19 protein-coding genes are annotated in these 21,752 nt (G+C 75.2%); 9 read left to right on the forward strand and 10 right to left on the reverse strand.

Annotated features, from left to right (window positions below):
- Positions 1-174: 174 nt before the first annotated feature.
- Entirely contained in the window at positions 175-1,635 is a 1,461-nt protein-coding gene (locus tag ACI782_RS22285) for a benzaldehyde dehydrogenase (RefSeq protein WP_456912291.1), read from the reverse strand.
- A 278-nt stretch (positions 1,636-1,913) separates the two neighbouring features.
- Here ACI782_RS22285 and ACI782_RS22290 point away from each other — a divergent pair, with 278 nt between their 5' ends.
- Positions 1,914-3,698, forward strand: a complete 1,785-nt coding sequence (locus ACI782_RS22290) for a ScyD/ScyE family protein (RefSeq protein ID WP_456912292.1) — start codon at positions 1,914-1,916, stop codon at positions 3,696-3,698.
- Between the two features lie 73 nt (positions 3,699-3,771).
- Here the strand turns inward: ACI782_RS22290 and pcaC are convergent, their stop codons facing one another.
- Genes pcaC through pcaH form a run of 5 tightly spaced genes read right to left on the reverse strand, consistent with a single transcriptional unit; the run spans position 3,772 to position 7,712 of the window.
- A complete protein-coding gene (gene pcaC / locus ACI782_RS22295) occupies positions 3,772-4,170 on the reverse strand; it encodes a 4-carboxymuconolactone decarboxylase (protein WP_456912293.1) in 399 nt (132 codons plus the stop codon).
- Positions 4,167-4,940 (reverse strand): 3-oxoadipate enol-lactonase, encoded by a 774-nt coding sequence (gene pcaD / locus ACI782_RS22300; protein WP_456912294.1) that lies wholly within the window; start codon positions 4,938-4,940, stop codon positions 4,167-4,169. Before pcaD ends, pcaC begins: the two co-directional genes overlap by 4 nt.
- Positions 4,937-6,265, reverse strand: coding sequence for a 3-carboxy-cis,cis-muconate cycloisomerase (pcaB, locus tag ACI782_RS22305; RefSeq protein WP_456912295.1), 1,329 nt, complete (start codon positions 6,263-6,265; stop codon positions 4,937-4,939). The genes pcaD and pcaB overlap by 4 nt, the downstream gene beginning before the upstream one ends.
- A gap of 38 nt (positions 6,266-6,303) precedes the next feature.
- Entirely contained in the window at positions 6,304-6,969 is a 666-nt protein-coding gene (pcaG, locus tag ACI782_RS22310) for a protocatechuate 3,4-dioxygenase subunit alpha (protein WP_456912296.1), read from the reverse strand.
- Positions 6,966-7,712, reverse strand: a complete 747-nt coding sequence (pcaH, locus tag ACI782_RS22315; protein WP_456912297.1) for a protocatechuate 3,4-dioxygenase subunit beta — start codon at positions 7,710-7,712, stop codon at positions 6,966-6,968. The genes pcaG and pcaH overlap by 4 nt, the downstream gene beginning before the upstream one ends.
- A gap of 70 nt (positions 7,713-7,782) precedes the next feature.
- On the opposite strand from pcaH, the gene ACI782_RS22320 reads away from it, so the two are divergent.
- Entirely contained in the window at positions 7,783-8,559 is a 777-nt protein-coding gene (locus ACI782_RS22320; protein ID WP_456912298.1) for an IclR family transcriptional regulator, read from the forward strand.
- A 50-nt stretch (positions 8,560-8,609) separates the two neighbouring features.
- Positions 8,610-9,779 (forward strand): 4-hydroxybenzoate 3-monooxygenase, encoded by a 1,170-nt coding sequence (locus tag ACI782_RS22325; RefSeq protein WP_456912299.1) that lies wholly within the window; start codon positions 8,610-8,612, stop codon positions 9,777-9,779.
- 33 nt (positions 9,780-9,812) lie between these two features.
- On the opposite strand, the gene ACI782_RS22330 is transcribed toward ACI782_RS22325, so the two are convergent.
- Positions 9,813-10,637 (reverse strand): hypothetical protein, encoded by an 825-nt coding sequence (locus tag ACI782_RS22330; RefSeq protein WP_456912300.1) that lies wholly within the window; start codon positions 10,635-10,637, stop codon positions 9,813-9,815.
- A 122-nt stretch (positions 10,638-10,759) separates the two neighbouring features.
- Positions 10,760-11,119: a TFIIB-type zinc ribbon-containing protein gene (locus ACI782_RS22335; protein WP_456912301.1), complete on the reverse strand. Its 360-nt coding sequence runs from the start codon at positions 11,117-11,119 to the stop codon at positions 10,760-10,762.
- 161 nt (positions 11,120-11,280) lie between these two features.
- Between ACI782_RS22335 and ACI782_RS22340 the strand changes: the two genes are divergently transcribed.
- Positions 11,281-12,456: an acyl-CoA dehydrogenase family protein gene (locus tag ACI782_RS22340; protein WP_456912302.1), complete on the forward strand. Its 1,176-nt coding sequence runs from the start codon at positions 11,281-11,283 to the stop codon at positions 12,454-12,456.
- Between the two features lie 7 nt (positions 12,457-12,463).
- Positions 12,464-13,615 (forward strand): acyl-CoA dehydrogenase family protein, encoded by a 1,152-nt coding sequence (locus ACI782_RS22345; protein ID WP_456912303.1) that lies wholly within the window; start codon positions 12,464-12,466, stop codon positions 13,613-13,615.
- Between the two features lie 55 nt (positions 13,616-13,670).
- Here ACI782_RS22345 and ACI782_RS22350 read toward each other — a convergent pair whose 3' ends face one another.
- A complete protein-coding gene (locus ACI782_RS22350) occupies positions 13,671-14,489 on the reverse strand; it encodes an HDOD domain-containing protein (protein WP_456912304.1) in 819 nt (272 codons plus the stop codon).
- Between the two features lie 32 nt (positions 14,490-14,521).
- Positions 14,522-16,594 carry a putative bifunctional diguanylate cyclase/phosphodiesterase gene (locus ACI782_RS22355; RefSeq protein ID WP_456912305.1) on the reverse strand — a complete coding sequence of 691 codons (2,073 nt, stop codon included), beginning with the start codon at positions 16,592-16,594 and terminating at the stop codon, positions 14,522-14,524.
- Between the two features lie 339 nt (positions 16,595-16,933).
- On the opposite strand from ACI782_RS22355, the gene ACI782_RS22360 reads away from it, so the two are divergent.
- The 4 genes from ACI782_RS22360 to ACI782_RS22375 are packed head-to-tail and all read left to right on the forward strand — an operon-like array spanning position 16,934 to position 21,735.
- Complete coding sequence (locus tag ACI782_RS22360) at positions 16,934-18,475, forward strand: Re/Si-specific NAD(P)(+) transhydrogenase subunit alpha (RefSeq protein WP_456912306.1); 1,542 nt, start codon at positions 16,934-16,936, stop codon at positions 18,473-18,475.
- A 2-nt stretch (positions 18,476-18,477) separates the two neighbouring features.
- Entirely contained in the window at positions 18,478-19,881 is a 1,404-nt protein-coding gene (pntB, locus tag ACI782_RS22365) for a Re/Si-specific NAD(P)(+) transhydrogenase subunit beta (protein WP_456912307.1), read from the forward strand.
- A 46-nt stretch (positions 19,882-19,927) separates the two neighbouring features.
- On the forward strand, positions 19,928-20,812 hold the full coding sequence (locus tag ACI782_RS22370) for an MEDS domain-containing protein (protein WP_456912308.1): 885 nt from the start codon (positions 19,928-19,930) through the stop codon (positions 20,810-20,812).
- Positions 20,809-21,735: an anti-sigma factor RsbA family regulatory protein gene (locus tag ACI782_RS22375; protein WP_456912309.1), complete on the forward strand. Its 927-nt coding sequence runs from the start codon at positions 20,809-20,811 to the stop codon at positions 21,733-21,735. Before ACI782_RS22370 ends, ACI782_RS22375 begins: the two co-directional genes overlap by 4 nt.
- Positions 21,736-21,752: the final 17 nt, after the last annotated feature.

Raw genomic sequence — 21,752 nt, forward strand, 5'->3', positions numbered from 1 at the left:
TCACCCTGCGCGAGACCGCTCCCGGGATCACCCCCGAGGAGGTCGCCGACCGGACCGGCGCCCCGCTGACCGTCCCCGCCGACGTCCGCGAGATGGCCCTGCCGGCCACCGTCTGACCGGCCCGCACGCACGAGGCCCCTGCCGGGAACCGGCAGGGGCCTCGTCGTCAGCGGGTCAGAACGGGTACGCGGGCAGGTCGCCGCGGAGGGTGACCCACTGCGTCTCGGTGAAGGCCTCGATGTTGGCCTGCGGGCCGCCGTGCCGGGAGCCGGTGCCCGACGCCCCGACCCCGCCGAACGGGGCGACCGCCTCGTCGTTGACCGTCTGGTCGTTGATGTGCACCAGCCCCGACGGGATCCGCTCGGCCAGCTCCAGGCCCGCGTACACGTCGCGGGTCAGGATGCCCAGCGACAGGCCGTACTCGGTGGCCGCGGCGAGCTCGGTCACCTCGTCCAGGGAGGTGAACGCGGTCACCGGGGCGACCGGGCCGAAGATCTCCTCCCGGTAGGCCGGGGCGTCGACCGGCACGTCGCCGAGCACCGTGGGCCGGTAGAACAGCCCCTCGAACTCCGCCCCGGTGCGCACCGTGGCACCGCCGGCCACCGAGGCGGTGACCAGGCCGTGCACCCGGTCGCGCTGGCCGGCGTCGATCAGCGGGCCGAGCGCCACCTGCTCGCGGAACGGGTCGCCCACCGGCAGCTTCTCCACCTTCTCGGTGAGGAGCGCCGTGTACTCCTCGGCGATCGACTCGTGCACCAGGTGCCGCGAGGTCGCCATGCAGATCTGGCCGGAGTGGGAGAACGTGCCCCACGCACCGACGCTCGCCGCGGCGGGGACGTCGACGTCGGGCAGCACGATCAGCGCCGAGTTGCCGCCCAGCTCCAGGTGCGCCCGCTTCAGGTGCTGCCCCGCCAACGCGCCCACGGCGCGACCGGCCCTGGTGGAGCCGGTGAACGCGATCACCCGGACGGCGGGCTCGACCACCAGCGCCTCACCGACGTCGGCTCCGCCGGGCAGCACCTGGAACACGCCGGCCGGCAGCCCGGCCTCCTCGAAGACCCGCGCGAACAACGCGCCGCCGCAGATCGCCGTCCGCGGGTCCGGCTTGAGGACCACCGCGTTGCCCAACGCCAGCGCCGGCGCGATCGCGCGGACGGCCAGGATGGTCGGCACGTTGAACGGCGCGATCACGCCGACCACGCCGGCCGGCACCCGGCGGGCGAAGGACAGCCGCGGCGCACCGGTGCGCAGCAGCTCGCCGTACGGGTGCGACGGCAGCGCCGCGGCCTCGTAGCACTCCGCGGCGGACGTGTGCACCTGGAAGTCGCCGAAGGGCTGGATCGCGCCGGACTCACGGGCCAGCCAACCCTTGACCTCCTCGGCGTTGGCCTCCAACAGCTCGCCGGCGCGGCGCAGCACCCGCGCCCGCTTCTCGAACGGCGCCGCGGCCCACGCCCGCTGGGCGGCCCCGGCCCGGACCGCAGCGGCGTGCACGTCCTCCGGGGTGGCCCGGCCCACCGCACCGATCACGTCCCCGGTCGCCGGCTCCACCGCGTCGTAGGTGCCGCCCGAACCGTCGGTCCAGGACCCGGTCCAGACCCGCCCCTGCCAAGCGCCGTCGTCCAGCAGTGCCATCCCACGTCTCCGTTCCGGCTCGCCCCGTGCGACCCGCCGCCGAGGCTACTCGCGGGTAACCAAACGCTCCGGGCCGCCTCATCGTGGTGCTGGCCTGACCGACCGTGCCGGACGCGCCGCGACTCCCCCAGTGACGGACCCATCCGACCCCACGGTTGGGGGCATCCGACCGGGTGAACGCCGAACTAGCTTCGGCCCCGGTCGCGGCCGCCCGGTCGCCCCCACCCGGCCCCCGAGGCCTCCTGACCACCGCCGATCCCCCGCGAGCGGAGAACCCCATGCGCAGGACCATCATCGCCGCCGGCTCCTTCGCCCTCCTCCTGGGCAGCGCCACCGCGGCCACCGCAGCCCCGCCCGGCAGCGACCCGGTCGACCACACCGTCGTCGTCGGGGGGCTGGACAACCCCCGCCAGCTCTCCTGGTCCGGCCGCACCCTGCTGATCGCCGAGAGCGGGGAGGGCGGAGAGGACTGCGCCCCGGCCCCGGCCGACGACACGGCGACGGACGACCCGACTGCCGACGACACCGCGACCACCGACGACGACGGCACGGCCGACCAGGGCTCCGGCGACACGGCGACCGACGACACGACGGCCACCGACGTTCCCTCCACCGACGACGACGGCACGGCCGACCAGGGCTCCGGCGACACGCCGGTTCCCACCGACCCGACGGCCGACACTCCCGCCGCGGACACTGCTGCCGCGGACGAGGCCGCCGCGGCCGCCGTCGAGGTCTGCGAGGGCCCGACCGGCGGGATCGCCGGGGTCGAGCGGCCGGGCCGGGTCGAGGAGGGCGAGGCCGAGGCGGTCGTCGAGGGCCTCTACTCGGTGGAGAGCCCCGAGGGGTCGGTCGGTCCCGCCGGCGTGGCCGCCACCGACCGGGACGACGTCCTGCTCATCGCCCAGGGCGAGCTCAGCCCCGACGCGCTGGCCGCGGACACCGACGACGCGCTGACCGCGACGCAGGAGTACCTGCTCGTCAGCAACGACGGCGAGGTCCGGCCGTGGATCGACCTCGGCCAGGAGGAGGCCGACCAGGACCCCGACGGCAACGGGATCGCCGACAGCAACCCGAACGCGGTCCTGTTCGTCGACCCCGACGACTCGGACGACAGCGACCCCGACGACTCGAGCGACGACGGCGCGGGCGACAGCGACGACGCGTACGCGCTCGTCGCCGACGCCGGCGCCAACGCCGTGTGGAAGGTGACCGCCGACTTCGACGCCCTGCGCGAGGACGAGCTGCCCGAGTACGAGGTGAGCGTGTTCGCCGCCTTCCCCGCCGATCCCGAGGACCCCGACGCGCCGCAGTTCGTGCCCAGCACGCTCACCCAGGACCCGGACGGCAACGTCTACGTCGGCGGTGTCGGCGGCGGTCTGACCCCGGGCGGCGCCGAGGTCGTGCGCTTCGACGCGGACGGAGAGGAGACCGGCCGCTGGGGCGGCTTCACCGCGATCAACGGCATCGCCGTCTCCCCCAACGGGGAGCACGTGTACGTCTCCCAGGTCTTCGGCAGCGAGGGCCCGGCGGGCGGCGGCACCGGCTCGGTGATCCGGTTCGAGACCGAGGACTCCGACGACGCGAGCTACGTCGAGGCCGACGTCCCGTTCCCGGCCGGCCTGGCGCTGGGCGGCAACAGTGCGGTGTACGTCGCCGCCTACAGCCTCTCCCCCGCCGACGCCGACGACCCGACCACCGAGGACGCCGAGGGCGGCCAGCTGTGGCGGTTCCTCTTCCCCGAGGACGCCGAGGAGCAGCTGCTCCCGGTGGTGGACGCTCCGGCGACCGACCCGGCCGACGACACCACCACCGACCCGGCCCCGGCCGATGACGGCACCGGGCTGCCCGACGACGACGGCACCGCCGACCAGGGCAGCGGCGACACCGCGGTGGACGACGGCACCGCGCTGCCCGACGACGACGGCACCGCCGACCAGGGAAGCGGAGACGCCCCGGTGGACGTCGTCCCCGGCGACGATCCGGGAGTGCCCGCCGACGACCCGGTGATCACGGACGACGGGACCCTCGACCAGGGCCCGGGCGACGTCGTCACCCCCTGACCGTCGCCCCTCCGGACCGGCCGTGCGGTGCCGCGGTGTGCCCCCGCCGTGGCACCGCACGGTCACGTCCGGATCACTCGCCGCGCAGCTCCGCGAGGATCGGCCCGGCCAGCTTGAACGCGTGGTTCGCCGCGGGCACGCCGGCGTAGACCGCGCTGTGCTGGATGACCTCGGCGATCTCCTCGTCGGTCAGCCCGTTGTTCTTGGCCGCGCGGACGTGCAGGGAGAACTCGTCCCAGTGCCGCAGGGCGATGGTGATCGACAGCGTCATCAGGCTGCGGTCGCGCCGGGACAGGCCGGGGCGCTGCCAGATGTCGCCCCAGGCCACGCGGGTGATGAAGTCCTGGAAGTCGGCGGTGAACGGCGTGGTGCCGGCGACCGCGCGGTCGACCCACGCGTCGCCGAGGACCTGCCGGCGGGTCCGCATCCCCGCCTCGCGGCGGGCGTCGTCGGTGCTGGGCAGGTCGCTCATCGGGGGTCTCCGTCGAAGTGGGCGAGCAGCGCGCCGGTGACCTCCAGCGGCGACTCCAGGTTGGCCAGGTGGGCGCCGGGGCTGACCGAGAGCAGCTCGGCACCGGCGATCCCGTCGGCGATCGCCCGCTGGTGGTCCGGGGGGAGCGCGGGGTCCTCGGCGCCGGACACCACCAGCGTCGGCGCGGTGATCCGACGCAGGTCCGCGCGCAGGTCGACGTGCGCGACCACCTCGGCGCAGGAGGCGTAGCCCTCGTCGTCCGACCCGGCCACCATCCCCTCGAGCCGGGCGACCAGGTCGGGGTGCGCGGCCGCGAACGGTGGCGTCAGCCAGCGGCCGACGACGGTCGGCGCGAAGGACGCGGTGCCCTCGGCGCGGGCCGCCGCGGCCCGGTCGAGGAACCCCTGCGGCTCGGTCTTCGCCGACGTGCACAGCAGGGCGATCCGCCCCACCCGGTCCGGGTGCCGCGCGGCCAGCCGCATCGCGGTCATGCCGCCCAGCGACAGCCCGGCCACGTGCGCCCGCTGCACGCCGAGCCGGTCCAGCAGCGCGACGACGTCGTCCACCAGGTCGTCGAGGGTGTACGGCCCCGCGGGCGCCGGCGAGCTGCCGTGACCGCGGGTGTCGTAGGCGACGACCCGGAAGCGCTCGGCCAGCGCCGGCACCTGCAGGTCCCACATGGTGCGGGTGGCGCCCAGGGAGTTGGAGAGGACGACGACCGGCGCGTCGCGCGGCCCCTCCTCGGTGTACGAGACCTCGACGGCTGTCACTTCTCCCCTTCGATCAACTCGGCGTGCTCGGCCAGTGCGGCGTCCACCTGGGCGCCGGCCTCCCCGACGTCCGGGGCCGCGGCGGCCAGGACGGCGGCGGCGTCGACGTCGGTGCGGGCTGCCACCACCTCCGCGAGCGGGCGGCCGGTGTCGCGGGCTTCCCGGACGGCGGCGGCCGCAGCGTCGTGGGCCGGCCCCTTGCCCAGGCTCGGGGCCAGCGCCTCGGCGAGCGCACCGGCCAGCGGCCCCTCGTTGGCCACGGCGGCGGTGGCCGCCATGCGGGCGACGTCGGGGCGCAGCCCGCGCAGGCTCTCGGCCAGCCAGGCCGCCGCCGACCCGACGGTGGTGAGCAGCTCGGTGAGCGAGGGCCACTCGCTGTGCCAGGCGCCGGCGGCCCGCTCGTGCTCCTGCTCCATGGCCGCGAACAGGGTGGCGACCAGGCCGGGTGTGCGGCGGGCGCAGGCCCGCGCGGAGATCGCCGCGACCGGGTTGCGCTTGTGCGGCATCGCCGAGGAGCCGCCGCGCCCCTCGCCCACCTCGGCCACCTCGGCGACCTCGGACTGGGCGAGCAGGACGACGTCGACGGCGACCGTGGCCACCGCGCCGGCGGCGGCGCCGAGCGCCCCCGCGAGGTCGGCGATCGGCAGCCGCACGGTGTGCCACGGGACGGCGGTGGTCGCCAGCCCCAGCTCCTCGGCCAGCGCGGCGCGCACGGTGACCCCAGCCCCGTCGCTGGCCGCGAGCGTGCCCACCGCGCCGCCGTACTGCACCGGCAGTGATGCGACCACCTCCGCGAGCCGCAGCCGTGCGCCGTCGAGCCCGGCCAGCCAGCCGGCCGCCTTGAGCCCGAAGGTGGTGGGCAGGCCCTGCTGCATCAGGGTGCGGCCCATGACCACGTCGTCCCGGTGCGTGCGGGCCAGCGTCGCGGCGGTCTCGGCGGCGGCCGCGAGGTCGGCGTCGATCGCGGCGATCGCGTTCCGCGCGAGCAGCACCAGCGCGGTGTCGAGCACGTCCTGGCTGGTGCCGCCCACGTGGACGGCGACCGCGTCCCGCTCCCCCACCGCGTCCTGCACCGCCCGCACGAGCGGCGGGACGGGGTTGCCGGCGTCGGCGGACCTGGCCACGACGGTGGCCAGGTCCAGCCGGGAGGGGTCGGCGCAGGCGGCGGTGACCGCGTCGGCGGCCGTCGTCGGGACCAGGCCGGCGCGCGCCGCGGCGCGGGCGAGGGCCGCCTCGACCTCGAGCAGCGCCCGGAACCAGGCGTCGTCGGAGACGGCGGCCGCCGCTGCGCCGCGGGCGAACGTGCCGGCGAACAGTGCAGTCACGGCTGTGTTCCTACCGTCCGGCTCCCCACCGTGACCGCTCACACCGCGAAGAAGACCGTCTCCGCGTCGCCCTGCAGGTGGACGTCGAACCGGTACCCGTCCTCGGTCCGCCGGGCGATCAGGGTCTCCCGCCGGTCCTCGGGCACCGACGCGAGGACGACGTCCTCGGCGTTGGCCTCGGCCTCGTCCTCGAAGTAGATCCGGGTGACCACCCGGTCGAGCAGGCCGCGGGCGAAGACGCTGACGTCGATGTGCGGCGCCTGCAGACCCCCCTCGCCGTCGGGCAGCCGGCCCGGCTTGAGGGTGAACAGGCCGAACTCGCCGGGCGGGTGGATCGTCTGCACGCGGGCGTAGCCGCGGAAGCCGGGGCGCGTGGACGCGCCGCGGGGGTCCTCGGGCGAGGGGAAGCGGCCGTCCGGGTCGGCCTGCCAGGTCTCGATCATGGCGTCGGGGACGAGGTCCCCGGCGCCGTCGAAGACCCGCCCGCGGATCCAGATCCCGTCCGCGGTGCCCTCGGCGGCGGCCCACGGGCCGTCCGCCCAGGTCAGCCCGATCGCCAGGTACGGTCCGACGGTCGCGCTGGGCGTGGTGCCCAGCCGCAGCGGCCCGGTGAGGAAGCCGGTGCCGCGCTGCCCCGAGCGCGGCTGGAACGGCGTCGTCGGGTCCGGCGGGACGTCCAGGGGGTCCACGATCGGGTTGCTCACGCGACATCTCCGTCGTCGTCGGTCTCGAACGGGGTCTGGTCCTGGCCGCGCAGCACGATGTCCCACTCGAAGGCCAGCGCCCAGTTGTCCTGGGTCCGCTCGAGGTCGTACCGGCTGATCGCCCGGTGGCGCGCCGCGGCCGGGATGGCGTTGTAGATCGGGTCCTGCTCGAAGAGCGGGTCGCCGGGGAAGTACATCTGGGTGACCAGCCGCTGGGTGAAGGCCCGGCCGAACAGCGAGAAGTGGATGTGCGCCGGACGCCAGGCGTTGTGGTGGTTGCCCCACGGGTAGGCACCGGGCTTGATCGTCAGGAACTCGTACCGGCCCAGGCTGTCGGTGACCACGCGGCCGAGGCCGTCGAAGTGCGGGTCGAGCGGCGCGGGCCAGTTGTCGACGACGTGCCGGTAGCGGCCGGCCGCGTTGGCCTGCCACACCTCGACCAGCGCGTCCGGCACCGGGCGGCCGTCGCTGTCGAGCACCCGCCCGTAGACGAGGATGCGCTGGCCCACCGCCTCGCCGCCGTTGCGGTACGTCAGGTCGGCGTCCTGCGGCAGGACGCGGTCCTCGCCCAGCACCGGGCCGGTGACCTCGGTCAGCCGGTGCGGCAGGTCGATCGGCGTCCGCAGCGGCGCGCGCAGGGCGGTGCTCCGGTAGTCGGGGAAGCCGACGGGGGTGCGCACCGTGGCGTCCTCGCGCAGGTAGCGCGGCAGGTGCAGCCGGCTCTCGGATGTGGTCCCGGTCATGCTGGGAAGGTACGGCCGGCGGGCTACGCTGCCCAAGCCGGGACTTCCGGCCAGTAGGAAGAGGGGACCCGTGGCCGGTGGAGGTGCGACGCCCGGGCGCTCGGTCACCTCGCGGGCGCTGGCGGTGCTCGACGCGTTCAGCAGCAGCACCCCGCGCCTGTCGCTGTCGGAGATGGCCGAGCGGTCCGGGACGCCGCTGTCGACGGCGCACCGGCTGATCAGGGAGCTGACCGACTGGGGTGCGCTGCAGCGGCGGGCCGACGGCCGCTACGAGATCGGCCGCAAGCTGTGGGACCTCGGCCTGCTCGCGCCGGTGCAGCTGGAGCTGCGCCAGGTGGCCGCGCCGTTCCTCCTCGACGTGCACACCGCCACCCGCGACACCGTCCACCTCGCCGTCCGGGAGGGGCGCAGCGCGCTCTACGTCGAGCGCATCTCCGGCCGGGAGTCGGTCCCGGTGGTCAGCCAGGTCGGCAGCCGGCTGCCGCTGCACGCCACCGGGGTCGGCAAGGTGCTGCTGGCCGCCGCCCCGGACGACGTGGTCGAGGGCGTCCTGCGCTCCCTGACCCGCGAGACGCGGCACACCGTCATCGACCCCGCACGCCTGCGCCGCGAGCTCGGCGAGGTGCGGCGCCGCGGGTACGCCCGCACCGCGGAGGAGATGTCGCTGGGGACCCTCTCGATCGCCGTCCCGGTGCACGCCGAGCGGGCCGGGACGCCGGTGGCCGTGGCCGCGCTCGGCGTCGTCGCGCCCAGCCACCGGCGGGACCTCACCCGGCTGGTCCCCGTGCTCGAGGTGGCCGCGCGGGGCATCGGCCGGGAGCTGTCGCGGGCGCACCGCTTCCACTGAGCGGGAGGGCACGGTTCCGCCATCGGCGTACCGCCGGTCACACTCGCCCCGTGCGAACTCAGGTGGGGATCATCGGCGCCGGCCCGGCCGGCCTGCTCCTGTCGCGGCTGCTGCACCTGCAGGGCATCGACTCCGTGGTGCTGGAGAACCGGTCGCGGGAGTACGTGGAGGCCCGCATCCGTGCCGGCATCCTCGAGCAGCACACCGTCGACACGCTGACCGCCGCCGGCGTCGGCGACCGGCTGCAGCGCGAGGGCATGGAGCACCGCGGCATCTACCTGCAGTACCCGGGCACCCGGCACAAGCTGGACTTCCCGGAGCTGTGCGGGCGCACGGTGTGGGTGTACGGGCAGACCGAGGTCACCAAGGACCTCATCAAGGCCCAGCTGGACGGCGGGCCGCCGCTGCTGTTCGAGGTGTCCGACGTGGCACCTGAGGACGTCGACACCGACAGCCCGCGGATCCGCTTCACCGACGCCGACGGCACCGAGCAGGTGCTCGAGTGCGACGTCATCGCCGGCACCGACGGCTTCCACGGCGTCTCGCGCCCGGTGGTGCAGGCCGCCGGCGGGCAGGTCTGGGAGCGCACCTACCCCTACGCGTGGCTCGGCATCCTGGCCGACGCCGCGCCGGCGACCGACGAACTCGTCTACGCCTGGCACCCCGAGGGGTTCGCGCTGTACTCGATGCGCTCGCCGAAGGTGTCGCGGCTGTACCTGCAGGTCGACCCGAGCGAGAAGATCGAGGACTGGTCCGACGACCGGATCTGGTCGAACCTGGCGACCCGGTTCGCGCACGAGGGCTGGGAGGTCAACACCGGCACGATCACCGAGAAGTCGGTCCTGCCGATGCGCTCGTTCGTCAGCGCCCCGATGCGCCGGGGCCGGCTGTTCCTGGCCGGGGACGCCGCGCACATCGTGCCGCCGACGGGCGCCAAGGGCCTCAACCTCGCCGTCGCCGACGTCACCCTGCTCGCGAGCGCCCTGGTGCGGCTGCTGCAGGAGAAGCAGGGCGACCTGGTCGACAGCTACTCCGACCGCGCGCTGGCCCGCGTCTGGCGGTGCACGCACTTCTCCTGGTTCATGACCTCGATGCTGCACCGCTCCGGGGACGACTTCGACGCCGAGCTGCAGCTGTCGCAGCTGCGCCGGATCGCCGCGTCCGAGCCGGCCGCCCGCGAGCTGGCGGAGAACTACACCGGCCTCCCGCTCGACCTCTGACCGCGGGAGCGCCCTCGGCACAGGGCAGCCGGGTCAGCGGCCGGCGTCGAGGAGGGTGAGGACGGCGTCCGCGGTGCCCGGCGCCAGCGGCAGGTGCGGGAGCACCGCGGGCAGCTCCTCGGGCTCGAGCCCCTCGGCGAGCAGCGCCTCGAGCACCCGGTCGGCGAACCGCGGGCCGACCGGCGCGGGCAGGCCCGCCTCTGCCAGCGCCGCCCGCCCGAGGAAGACCGCCCCCGACGCGGCCGGGTCCTCCCCGGCCGGCTGCGGCGGCGGCGCGGCCTCCCGGGTCAGCGCCTCCGCCGCCCGGACCAGCGACAGCGGCAGCCCCTCGGCCTCGACCTCCAGCAGCGGGACGTCGGCCAGCGCGGCCAGCACGGCGAGCTCGGCCTCGGTCCGCAGCGGCGCCTCCCAGCCACCGGCGCGGACCACGGCGACCAGGTCGCGGCCGTCCTCGCCGAGGTCGTCGAGCAGCTCGGCCCAGTCCGCCCGGCGGGTGGCCCGCGCCCGCTCGGCGGCCAGCACGCAGGTGGCGAGCACGAACGGCTCGATCACCTCGCTGTCGAAGCGGTCGGCGTAGACCACGCCGTCGGCGTCCACCGCGTTCAGGGCGTCGCGGAAGCTGCCCGGCCGGGCGTCGCCGAGCTCGAGCCGGCCGGCCTCCTCCCCGCTGAGCGCCTGCCCGCGGGCGACCCGGTCACCGTTGGTGCCGCCGGTCTCGACCAGCCGGCCCCGCCGCCGCTCGTGGTGCGGGCGGTCGGAGATGCCGACGCTCCAGGCGCACGTCTCGGCGACGAGCGCGGGCACCCGCTCGCGCAGCACCTCCCGGGTCAGCTGGCCCATCCAGTCCACGTCGAACACGTCCCCGAGCGTCCCCCCGCGGGCCGATCGGTGCACGCGCCCGCCGGCGACCGTGTGCCCGGATGGCCCCCCTGCAGGGTCCCGCCGCGAGCATGCGAGCGGCGGGGGCCGGGGGGTCCTCTTCAGCCGAACAGCTCCCCGAGGAACGACTGCTTGCGCTTGGAGCCGTGCCCGTAGGAGGAGTGCTTTCTCCCCTGCACCTGGTTGAGCACCTCGCCGACGACCGCACCGAGCCCACCGGCGGAGCCCGACGTCCCGGAGCCGCCGGCGCCGTACCCGGCCGCCGCGTGCCCCGACCCGCCGGGGGACGACGGCTGCCGGGCCGCACCGCCCTGGTGCCACGCGGTCTCGGCGTCGATGAGCCGCTCCAGCTCACCGCGGTCGAGGAAGATGCCGCGGCACTCCGTGCACTGGTCGACGTGCACCCCGTTGCGCTCGTAGGTGCGCATCGTGCCGTGGCACTTGGGACAGGTCAGTTCCATGGCCCGGCAACGGGCGGTGGGCGACCCGCGTTCCCCGCCGCGACCGGGCCGACACGGCGTCGAGCCGGCCGCGCCCCGAGAACTACCCGCCGGTAGCACGTGTGGGATGGTCGGGGTCCCAACCTGCGAGACGGCGGTGCTGCCGTCAGGAGAGAGGCCCGATGCGGTTGCAGCTGTCCCCGGAGCTGGAGGCGTTCCGGGAGGAGATGCGGACGTTCTTCACGACCGAGGTCCCCCAGGAGATCCGCGACACCGTCGCCGCCCGCCGGCACCTCGGCAAGGACGACTACGTCCGGACCCAGCGGATCCTCAACGCCGCCGGGCTGGCCGTCCCGCACTGGCCGGTGGAGTGGGGCGGCAAGGACTGGACGCCGCTGCAGCGCCACATCTGGCGCGAGGAGATGCAGCTGGCCTGCGTGCCCGAGCCGCTGGCCTTCAACGCCGGCATGATCGGCCCGGTCATCGCCGCCTTCGGCAGCCAGGAGCAGAAGGAGCGGTTCCTGCCGGCGACGGCGAACCTCGACATCTGGTGGTGCCAGGGCTTCTCCGAGCCCGACGCGGGCTCGGACCTGGCGAGCCTGCGCACCACCGCCGTCCGGGACGGTGACGACTGGGTCGTCAACGGCCAGAAGACGTGGACGACGCTGGGCCAGCACGCCGACTGGATCTTCTGCCTGGTCCGCACCGACCCGACCGCCGAGAAGAAGCAGCGCGGCATCTCGATGCTGGTCTTCCCGATGGACTCCCCCGGCGTCACGCTGCGGCCGATCGAGCTGATCGACGGCAGCTTCGAGGTCAACGAGGTGTTCTTCGAGGACGTCCGCGTCCCGGCGGAGGACCTCATCGGCGAGGAGAACCGCGGCTGGGACTACGCCAAGTTCCTCCTCGGCAACGAGCGGGTGGGCATCGCCCGCGTCGGCGCCACCAAGCGGCTGCTCGCCCAGGCCAAGGACTTCGCGAGGGAGGTCCTCGTCGACGGCCGCCCGCTGGCCGAGGACCCGCGCACGGCCGGGCGGATCGCCGAGCTGGAGAACGACCTGCTCGCGCTGGAGCTGACCGCGCTGCGGGTGGTCGCGCACTCCTCCGACGGCCGGCCGCACCCGGCGTCCTCGGTGCTCAAGCTCCGCGGCTCGGAGCTGCAGCAGGCCGTCACCGAGCTGGTGGTCGACCTCGCCGGGCCGCTGTCGGTGGCGTCCTTCGCCGACGGCGGCTCCGACGTCCCCGACTGGGCCCGCGTGGCCACGCCGGAGTACCTGAACCACCGCAAGGTCTCCATCTACGGAGGCTCCAACGAGGTGCAGCGCACCATCATCGCCGGCACGATCCTGGGGCTGTGAGGTAACCGTGGACTTCACCTTCGACAGCGAGCAGAACGACCTGCGGGAGGCCGTCCGCGGCCTGCTCGACCGCGCCTACGGCGACAGCGAGGCCCGCCGCAAGGTCGTGGCCGACGACCCGGGCTTCGACGAGAGGACCTGGGAGCGGATGGCGGAGATGGGCCTGCTCGGGCTGCCCTTCGCCGAGGAGCACGGCGGCATGGGTGCCGGGCCGATCGAGGTGGCGATCGTCGCCGAGGAGATCGGCCGGGTCCTCGCCCCCGAGCCGTTCGTCGAGGCGGTCGTGCTGGCCGGCGGGCTGGTCGCCGCCGTCGGCACCGACGCGCAGAAGAGCGAGGTGCTGGCCGGCATCGCCGAGGGCACCACCGTGGCGGCCGCCGCGCTCGCCGAGCCCCGCAGCCGGTGGAGCCCGGTGGCGTCGGCGGTCACCGCGGCCGAGGACGGCGGGAGCTGGCGGCTGACCGGCGTCAAGGAGCCGGTCCCGCACGGCGCGCGGGCCGACGTCCTCGTGGTCAGCGCGGGAGTCGACGGTCGCACGGCGCTGTTCCTCGTCCGCGGGGACGCCGAGGGCCTGACCCGCACCGGGTACCGGACCCACGACGGCGGCCGGGCAGCGCAGCTGGGGTTCGAGGGCACGCCCGCCGAGCTCCTCGGGCAGGGCACCGCCGACCGGGCCGGGGACGTCGAGCAGGTGCTCGCGCTCGCCCGCATCGCCTACGCCCACGAGGCGGTCGGCGCGATGGACACCGCCCTGCGGACCACCGCCGAGTACCTCAGGACGCGCAAGCAGTTCGGCGTCACGCTGAACAAGTTCCAGGCGCTGACCTTCCGGGCCGCGGACATGTACGTCTCCCTGGAGCTGGCCCGCAGCACCGCGCTGTGGGCGGCGATGGTGGCCGACGCCGGCGGGGACGTCGTCGGCGCCGCCGACCGCGTCAGGCTGCAGACCAGCCGCGCGAGCCGGCACGTCGGCAAGGAGGCCATCCAGCTGCACGGCGGCATCGGCGTGACCGCGGAGTTCAAGGTCGGCCACTACACCAGCCGGCTCACCGCGATCGACCACCTGCTCGGCGACGGCGACTGGGCCCTGGCCCGGCTCGCCTCCGGCGTCACGGCGTACGAGACGGTCGACCCGATCGGGGCGCCCTACACCGGGTGAGACCGGGTCGCGGGCCCGTGGGGGCAGAAATGGCCACCGCTGCCCCTACGGGGGACTACCCGAGCATCGCCAGGCGCAGCTCCTCGGCCTCGGCGGCGACCTTGTCGGCCACCGCGGGGACGGCGTCCTCCCGGAGCAGTCCGCCGGTGAGCCGCTCCACCGGCACGGGCTCGTAGCCCTCCGCGGTCAGCCGCGAGGCGATCTCCAGCGCGGCGCGCAGCAGGGCGCCCTCCCCGGCGGCCAGGTCGTCGACGGCGGTCAGCGGGGCGACCATGCTCGCCGGGAAGCCCCACTGCTCCAGCGCCACCGCGCTCAGCCGGAAGGCGTGGATGCCGTAGCGGCGGACCTCCGCAGCACGGCGCCCCGCCGTGGTGGGCGCGGCGCCGGCCAGCGCCGCGTAGCCGTCGGGGTCGTTGTGGTGCAGCAGGGCGACCCCCAGCGGGGCGAGCAGGCCGAGGCAGAGCGCGTCCTGCGGCCGCTCGCCGAACCGGGTGGCCAGGGTGGAGGCGGCCAGGGCGACGCTGGTGCTGCGCAGCCAGAAGTCCGCGGGCAGCCGCGACTCGTCGTCCAGGTGGGTCAGGGCGACGGTGGCCATCGTCCGCACGGTGGTGAAGCCGACGACGGTGACGGCGAACTGCAGCGAGGTCACCCGCCCGCGCATGCCGAAGTAGGCGGAGTTGGCCAGCTTCATCACCCGGCCGGCCAGGGCGACGTCGGCGGCGAGGATCTGCGCCAGCGCCTTGGCGCTCGTGTCGTCGGAGTTGGCCACGGAGACGACCTGCGCGGCGACCGGCTCCTGCGCGGCCATGGTGTCGATGCTGGCGAGCACCGCCTCCAGGTCGAAGGTCGGTGCGGCGGCCAGGGTGGCGGGCACGTCGGCTCCCGGGAGGACGAGGCGGGCGGGGGTCATCGGGCGGCGTGCGCGGCGAACCACGCGGCGGTCCGGTGGCCGGTCATCGGCGCGGCCAGGCGGAAGCCCTGCAGGAAGCCGGCTCCGAGGCGGGCCAGCTCCGCGGCCTGCTCGTCGGTCTCCACGCCCTCGGCGACGGTGGTCAGGTCCAGGCTCGCGGCCAGCGCGATGACCGCCGAGGCGATCTCGGTGTGGCCGTGCGCGAGCTCGGCGACGAACGAGCGGTCCACCTTGAGGCAGTCCACCGGCAGGTGCCGCAGGTAGGCCAGCGACGAGTAGCCGGTGCCGAAGTCGTCGATCGCCAGCTGCACGCCGAGGTCGCGCAGCTGGGTGAGCACCTCGCGGGCCGAGGCGGGGTCCTTCATGAGGGCCGACTCGGTGATCTCGACCGACAGCCGCGACGGGGGCAGCCCGTACCGCTCGAGGGCGGCGCGCACGGAGCCGTGGAGGTTGCCGTCCAGCTGCAGCGCCGAGACGTTGACGTTGGCCAGCTGCGGGGCCGCGGCGCCCAGGACGCGGTCCCACGCGGCGAGCTGCCGGCAGGTCTCGTCGAGGACGAGCTCGCCCAGCCCGCCGATCAGGCCGCTCTCCTCGGCGAGCGCGACGAACGTCGCCGGGCTGATCGGGCCGCGCACCGGGTGGTCCCACCGGGCCAGCGCCTCGACCGCGACCGGGGTGCGGTCGTCGGCGCTGAAGATCGGCTGGTAGAGCAGGGTGATCTCGCGGCGCTCGATGGCCTCGCGCAGCTCGGCGACCAGCCGCAGCTTGTCGCGGGCCTCGGCGCGGGCCTGTTGGTCGAGCACGGTGATCCGGCCCTTGCCGCCCGCCTTGGCCTGGTACATGGCGATGTCGCAGTCACGGATCAGCTCCTCCGCGGCGGCGTGCTCGGCGGTCTGCACGGTGACGCCCACGCTGGCGCGCGGGCGCACGTCGACCCCGCCCAGGCGCACCGGCTCGGCCAGCACCGCACCGATCCGCTCGGCCAGGGCGACCGCTTCGTCCTCCCCCACGTCCTCGCAGACGACGACGAACTCGTCGCCGCCGAACCGCGCCACCAGGTCGCCGGGGCGCACCGCCCCGCGCAGCCGGGCGGCGACCTCCACCAGCAGCTCGTCACCGGCGGCGTGGCCGAGCGAGTCGTTGACCACCTTGAAGTTGTCCAGGTCGAGGAACAGGCAGGCCAGGCCGCTGCGGCCGGGGGCGAACCGGGCCGCGACGTGGTCGGCCAGCAGCGTCCGGTTCGGCAGCCCGGTCAGCGGGTCGTGGTTGGCCTGGTGGGCCAGCCGCGCCTCGAAGGCCAGCCGGTCGGTGATGTCCTCGATGGTGCCCACGAACCCCGCCCCGACGCCGGGGGTGAACAGGTGGGCGAAGCGGATGACCGTCGTCCGTTCGGTGCCGTCCTCGCGGACCAGCCGCGCCTGCGCCTCGCCGTTCCCGCCCCCGAGGACGGCGACCACCTGCTCGATCACCGCGTCGAGGTCCTCCGGGTGCACGGTGGTCATCCAGCCGGTGCCCAGGAGCTGCTCGGCCTGCAGCCCGACCAGGCTGCAGAAGGCGTCGTTGACGTGCGCGAGGCGCATGCCCTGCTCGGAGAGCAGGGTCGGGATGGGCGAGCGCTCGGTGAGCGTGGCGAAGCGCTGCTCGTGGGCGTCGGCGGTGGCGCGCAGCGCGCGCTCCTGCTCGTTGGACGCCGGCACCAGGCGCAGGGTCCACATCCGGCCGGACGGCGACGGGGTGCAGACGACGACCGTGTCGATGAGGGCACCGCTGGCGGTGCGGACCGGCAGGCTCATGCGGGCCGCCCGCTCGCGGCGCAGCAGCAGCTTGATCTCCCCGCCGCGGAGGGTCGGGACCAGCGCGGCGACCGGCAGCGACCGCAGGTCGGACACGCCGTAGCCGAGCAACCGGCTCGCGCCCTCGTTGCCCCAGGTGACCCGGGGCGTGCCCGCGACCACCTCGGCGACGAGGAGGACGAGGGTGTCGCTCACCGCGGCGCCGTAGAAGATCGACGAGACGATCTCCGGCGACACCACCTGCTCGGCCGGCACCGTCGTCGCTGGCACGCTCACCCCTTCTCCCCGCACCGGCGCGGGTGCCGGTCGCAGCGCCGGGCGGACCCGGCTCACCGATCAGTACGGCAGCCCTCGGGAGCGGCTCCAGCCGGCGGACGGGGGTCCTCACCCTCCCGGGTGGGGTCGACCGACCGCGGGGCGGGAGCGGCGCCGCCCGGCTGCGGGCCGTCACCGGGCCGCCCGGTGGGACACGCGGTGCGACCCGGGTACCGGGGACGGCATGATCGGCCCCGGCTGCGCCACCACGCGCCGTCCCGGTGGGCTCCCCGAGCCCGGCGGGCCGCCCGTACCTCGCACCGGATGCCCGTCGAGGCCGACCCGCCAGGAGGAGTGGACGTGCTCATCGGAGTGCCCAGGGAGACCCGTCCCGGGGAGACGCGGGTGGCCGCGACGCCGGCGACCGTGCGGCAGCTCACCGCGCTCGGCTACGAGGTCGTGGTCGAGGCCGGCGCCGGGCGGGCGGCCAGCTTCCTCGACGACGGCTACGTCGAGGCGGGCGCGCGGCTGGTGGGGACGGCGGCCGAGGCGTGGGGCGCGGACGTGGTCCTGCACGTGGCCAAGCCGACGACCCCGGAGCTGGACCTCCTCCGGGACGGCGCCGTGCTGGTCAGCCAGCTGACCCCGGCGCTCGACCACGACCTGGTCGCGGCGCTGGCCGCCCGGCCGGTCACCGCGCTCGCGGTGGACGCCGTCCCCCGCATCTCGCGGGCCCAGTCGCTGGACGTGCTCAGCTCGATGGCGAACATCGCCGGCTACCGCGCCGTGGTCGAGGCCGCGCACGCCTTCGGCCGGTTCTTCACCGGTCAGGTGACCGCCGCGGGCAAGGTGCCGCCGGCCAAGGTGCTGGTCGCCGGCGCCGGTGTGGCCGGGCTGGCGGCGATCGGCACGGCGAGCAGCCTGGGGGCGATCGTGCGGGCCACCGACGTCCGGCCCGAGGTCGCCGAGCAGATCGCCTCGATGGGCGGCGAGTACGTGGGCGTGCCGGCCGACGAGCAGCAGGGCGGCGGCACCGGGTACGCCGGGGTGACGTCGGCCGACTACGACCGGCGGGCCGCGGAGATGTACGCCGAGCAGGTCCGCGACGTCGACATCGTGATCACCACCGCGCTCATCCCCGGGCGGCCCGCGCCGCGGCTGATCAGCGAGGACATGGTGGCGGCCATGCGGCCGGGCAGTGTGGTCGTGGACATGGCCGCCGCGCAGGGGGGCAACGTCGCGGGCTCGGTGCCCGACGAGGTGGTGGTGACCCCGAACGGGGTGACGATCATCGGCTACACCGACCTGCCCGGCCGGCTGCCCGGGCAGGCCTCGCAGCTGTACGGCACCAACCTGGTCAACCTGGTGAAGCTGCTGACGCCGGGCAAGGACGGGCAGCTGGTCCTCGACCTCGACGACGTCGTGCAGCGGGCGATGACGGTCGTGCGGGACGGCGAGGTGCTCTGGCCTCCCCCGCCGGTGCAGGTGTCCGCCGCGCCCCCGCCCGCGCCCGCTCCCCGCCCGGCCGCCCCGGCACCGGCCGAGCGGTCGCCCGCCTCCCGCACCCGGACGCCGGTGCTGGTCGCCGCGGCGGCGGTGGCGCTGTTCGGCATCACGGCGTTCTCGCCCGGCCAGCTGATCGGCAACCTCACGGTGTTCGCGCTGGCGATCGTCGTCGGGTTCTACGTCATCGGGAACGTGCACCACGCGCTGCACACCCCGCTGATGAGCGTCACCAACGCGATCTCCGGGATCATCGTGGTCGGCGCCCTGCTGCAGATCGGCCACACCAGCGTGCTGGTCAGCGTCCTGGCGTTCGTGGCGATCCTGGTGGCCAGCATCAACGTCTTCGGCGGCTTCGCCGTGACCCGCCGCATGCTCGGCATGTTCACGAGAGGCTGACGATGAGCGCGCTCTCCGCCGCCGCCGCGGCCTACATCGTCGCCGGCCTGCTGTTCGTCCTCAGCCTCGCCGGGCTCTCGAAGCACGAGACGGCCAAGCGCGGCAACGCCTACGGCATCGCCGGCATGGCCATCGCCCTGGTCGCCACCATCGGGCTGGCCGCCCGCAGCGTCGGCGCCGCCGCGATCGCCGCCATCGCCGTCGCGATGGTCATCGGCGCGGTCCTGGGCCTGTGGCGGGCCCGCCGGGTGCAGATGACCGGCATGCCCGAGCTGATCGCGATGCTGCACAGCTTCGTCGGCCTCGCCGCGGTGCTGGTCGGCTGGAACGGCTACCTCTCCGTCGAGCGCGCCGGCGCCGAGCAGACCGAGGTCCCCGCCGACCTGCTCGGCATCCACTCCGCGGAGGTGGTGATCGGCGTCTTCATCGGCGCGGTCACCTTCACCGGCTCGATCGTCGCCTTCCTCAAGCTCTCGGCCCGCATCAAGAGCAACCCGCTGATGCTGCCGGGGCGCAACTGGCTCAACCTCGGCGCGCTGGTCGCCTTCGCCGGGCTGACCGTCGCCTTCGTCGCCGCGCCGAACCTCGGCGTCCTCGCCGTGGTCACCGTCCTGGCGCTGGCGCTGGGCTGGCACCTGGTCGCCTCCATCGGAGGGGGTGACATGCCGGTCGTCGTCTCGATGCTCAACAGCTACTCGGGCTGGGCGGCCGCGGCGTCGGGCTTCCTGCTCGACAACGACCTGCTGATCATCACCGGCGCCCTCGTAGGCTCCTCCGGCGCCTACCTGTCCTACATCATGTGCAAGGCGATGAACCGGTCGTTCCTGTCGGTGATCGCCGGCGGCTTCGGCAACGAGGGCAGCACCGCCGCCGGCGTCGAGGGCGAGCACACCGAGGTCACCGCCGAGGAGGTCGCCGAGCTGCTGCGCGAGGCCGGGTCGGTGGTCATCACCCCGGGCTACGGCATGGCCGTCGCGCACGCGCAGGGCCCGGTTGCCGAGCTCACCCGGAAGCTGACCGACAAGGGGGTGCGGGTCCGCTTCGGCATCCACCCGGTCGCCGGCCGGCTGCCCGGCCACATGAACGTGCTGCTGGCCGAGGCGAAGGTGCCCTACGACGTCGTCCTGGAGATGGACGAGATCAACGACGACTTCCCGGAGACCGACGTCGTCCTGGTCATCGGGGCCAACGACACGGTCAACCCGGCCGCGCTCGAGGACCCGGGCAGCCCGATCGCCGGGATGCCGGTCCTGGCCGTGTGGGAGGCCGAGCACGTCGTCGTCTTCAAGCGGTCGATGAACACCGGGTACGCCGGCGTCCAGAACCCGCTGTTCTTCCGCGACAACACCCGGATGCTGTTCGGGGACGCCCGGGAGCGGGTCGAGGACATCCTCCGGGCTCTCTGATCCGGGGGACTGTCTCCCGGGCGAGGCGTGGCCTACCGTGATCGTCGTGCGCGCATCGGGGCCGATGACCGAGCCGGCCCTCACCGGGTCCGCCGACCACGTCTGCTGGGTCCACGACGACGCCGACTCCTTCACCGCGGCCGCCGCGGGGTTCCTGGCCGCCGGGCTGACCCGCGGTGAGCGGCTGCTCTACGTCGGTGAGGACGACGGCATCGCCCGGCTGCGCCGCGAGCCCGGTCCGCTCGGCCCGCTGGACGACCTCGTGGCCGCCGGCCGGCTGACCCTGCTGGCCCGGACCGACGCCTACACCCGGGACGACCGGTTCGTGCCGGAGGACCAGCTGGCCTTCTACCGGGCGGCCACCCGGCAGGCGGTCGAGGACGGCTGCACCGGCCTGCGGGTCGTCGCCGAGCTCACCGCGCTCGCCGCCGACCCCCGCACCCGGGACGAGCTCGCCCGGTGGGAGCACCTGGCCGACGACTTCATGGCCGGGGGCAGCGGCATGTCCGCGCTGTGCGCCTACCGGCGCGACGCGCTGGACGCCGACGCGCTCACCGCGGTCGCGACCGCGCACCCGCGGCTGCACGTGCCCGACGAGGTGCTGCCCGACGACGTCGCGCCGTTCTCCGTCTTCGTCGACGACGGCCGGGTGGTCGTGACCGGCTGCGTCGACGCCTTCGGCGCCGACCGCCTCCACCGGGTGCTGACCGCCTCCCCCCTCGACGCCGCCGAGCTCGCCACGCTGGACCTGTCGGGGCTGCAGTTCGCCGACGCGGCCGGCTGCCGGGCGATCGCCTCGTGGGCCCAGGACCGCCTGCGCCGCGGGCAGGAGGTCGCGCTCAGCGGCGCCTCGCCGCTGTTCGCCCGGGTGTGGCGGCTGCTCGGCTACGACGTCCTGGTCCCGGTCGTGCCGCAGCGAGGGAGCGCGTGAACGCACCCGCCGGATTCGTGCACGAGACCGTCACCTACTCGGGCGACGAGAGCTTCCTCGACGGCGTCCGCGGGTTCGTGCGCGAGGGGCTCGAGCGCGACGAGGTCGTCGTGGTCGTCGAGCCGCGCCCCCGGCTGGAGCTCCTGCGCGACGCCCTGGGGTCCGACGCGCCCGCGGTGCGGCTGCTCGACATGACCGAGGTCGGCGCCAACCCGGGCCGGATCATCGGGGTCTGGGCCGCGGCGCTCGACCGCGCCGTCCGCGAGGGCCGGGTGCTGCGGGGCGTCGGCGAGCCGGCGCACCGGGCCCGGACGCCCGCCGAGCTCGCCGAGTGCGAGCTGCACGAAGTGCTGCTCGACGAGGCCTTCGGCGGCGGGCCGGCCTGGCGGCTGCTGTGCCCCTACGACGCCGAGGGGCTCCCTCCGGCGGTGTGCGCGCGGGCGCAGCGGACGCACCCGTACCGGTCCGGCCCGGAGGGCCCCGAGCCGACGGGCGGTGGGCTGCTGACGGCGGCCGACCTGATGGCCGCCGTCCTGCCGCCGCCGGCCGACGTCGTGCTGCGCGGCGAGTTCCGGGAGGCGGACCTCCCCGCCGTGCGGCGCACCGTCGCGACCTGGGCCCGCTCCTGCGACCTGCCCCCGGAGCGGGTGGAGGCGCTCGCCCTGGCCGCCTCCGAGCTGGCGACCAACAGTGTCCGGCACGGCGGTGGCGGCGGGACGCTGGCCATGTGGAGCGAGCCCGGCGCCGCCGTCGTCGAGTTCTCCGACACCGGCCGGCTGACCGACCCGCTGGTCGGCCGGCGGCTCCCCGACCCCACGCAGGTCGGCGGCCGCGGCGTCTACCTGGTGCACCAGCTCTGCGACCTGGTCGCCGTCCGCAGCACGCCGGACGGGACGACGGTCCGCATCACCACCTGGCGCTGACGGTTGCGGCGGGCCGC

This window comes from Geodermatophilus sp. SYSU D00703, from assembly GCF_054050155.1.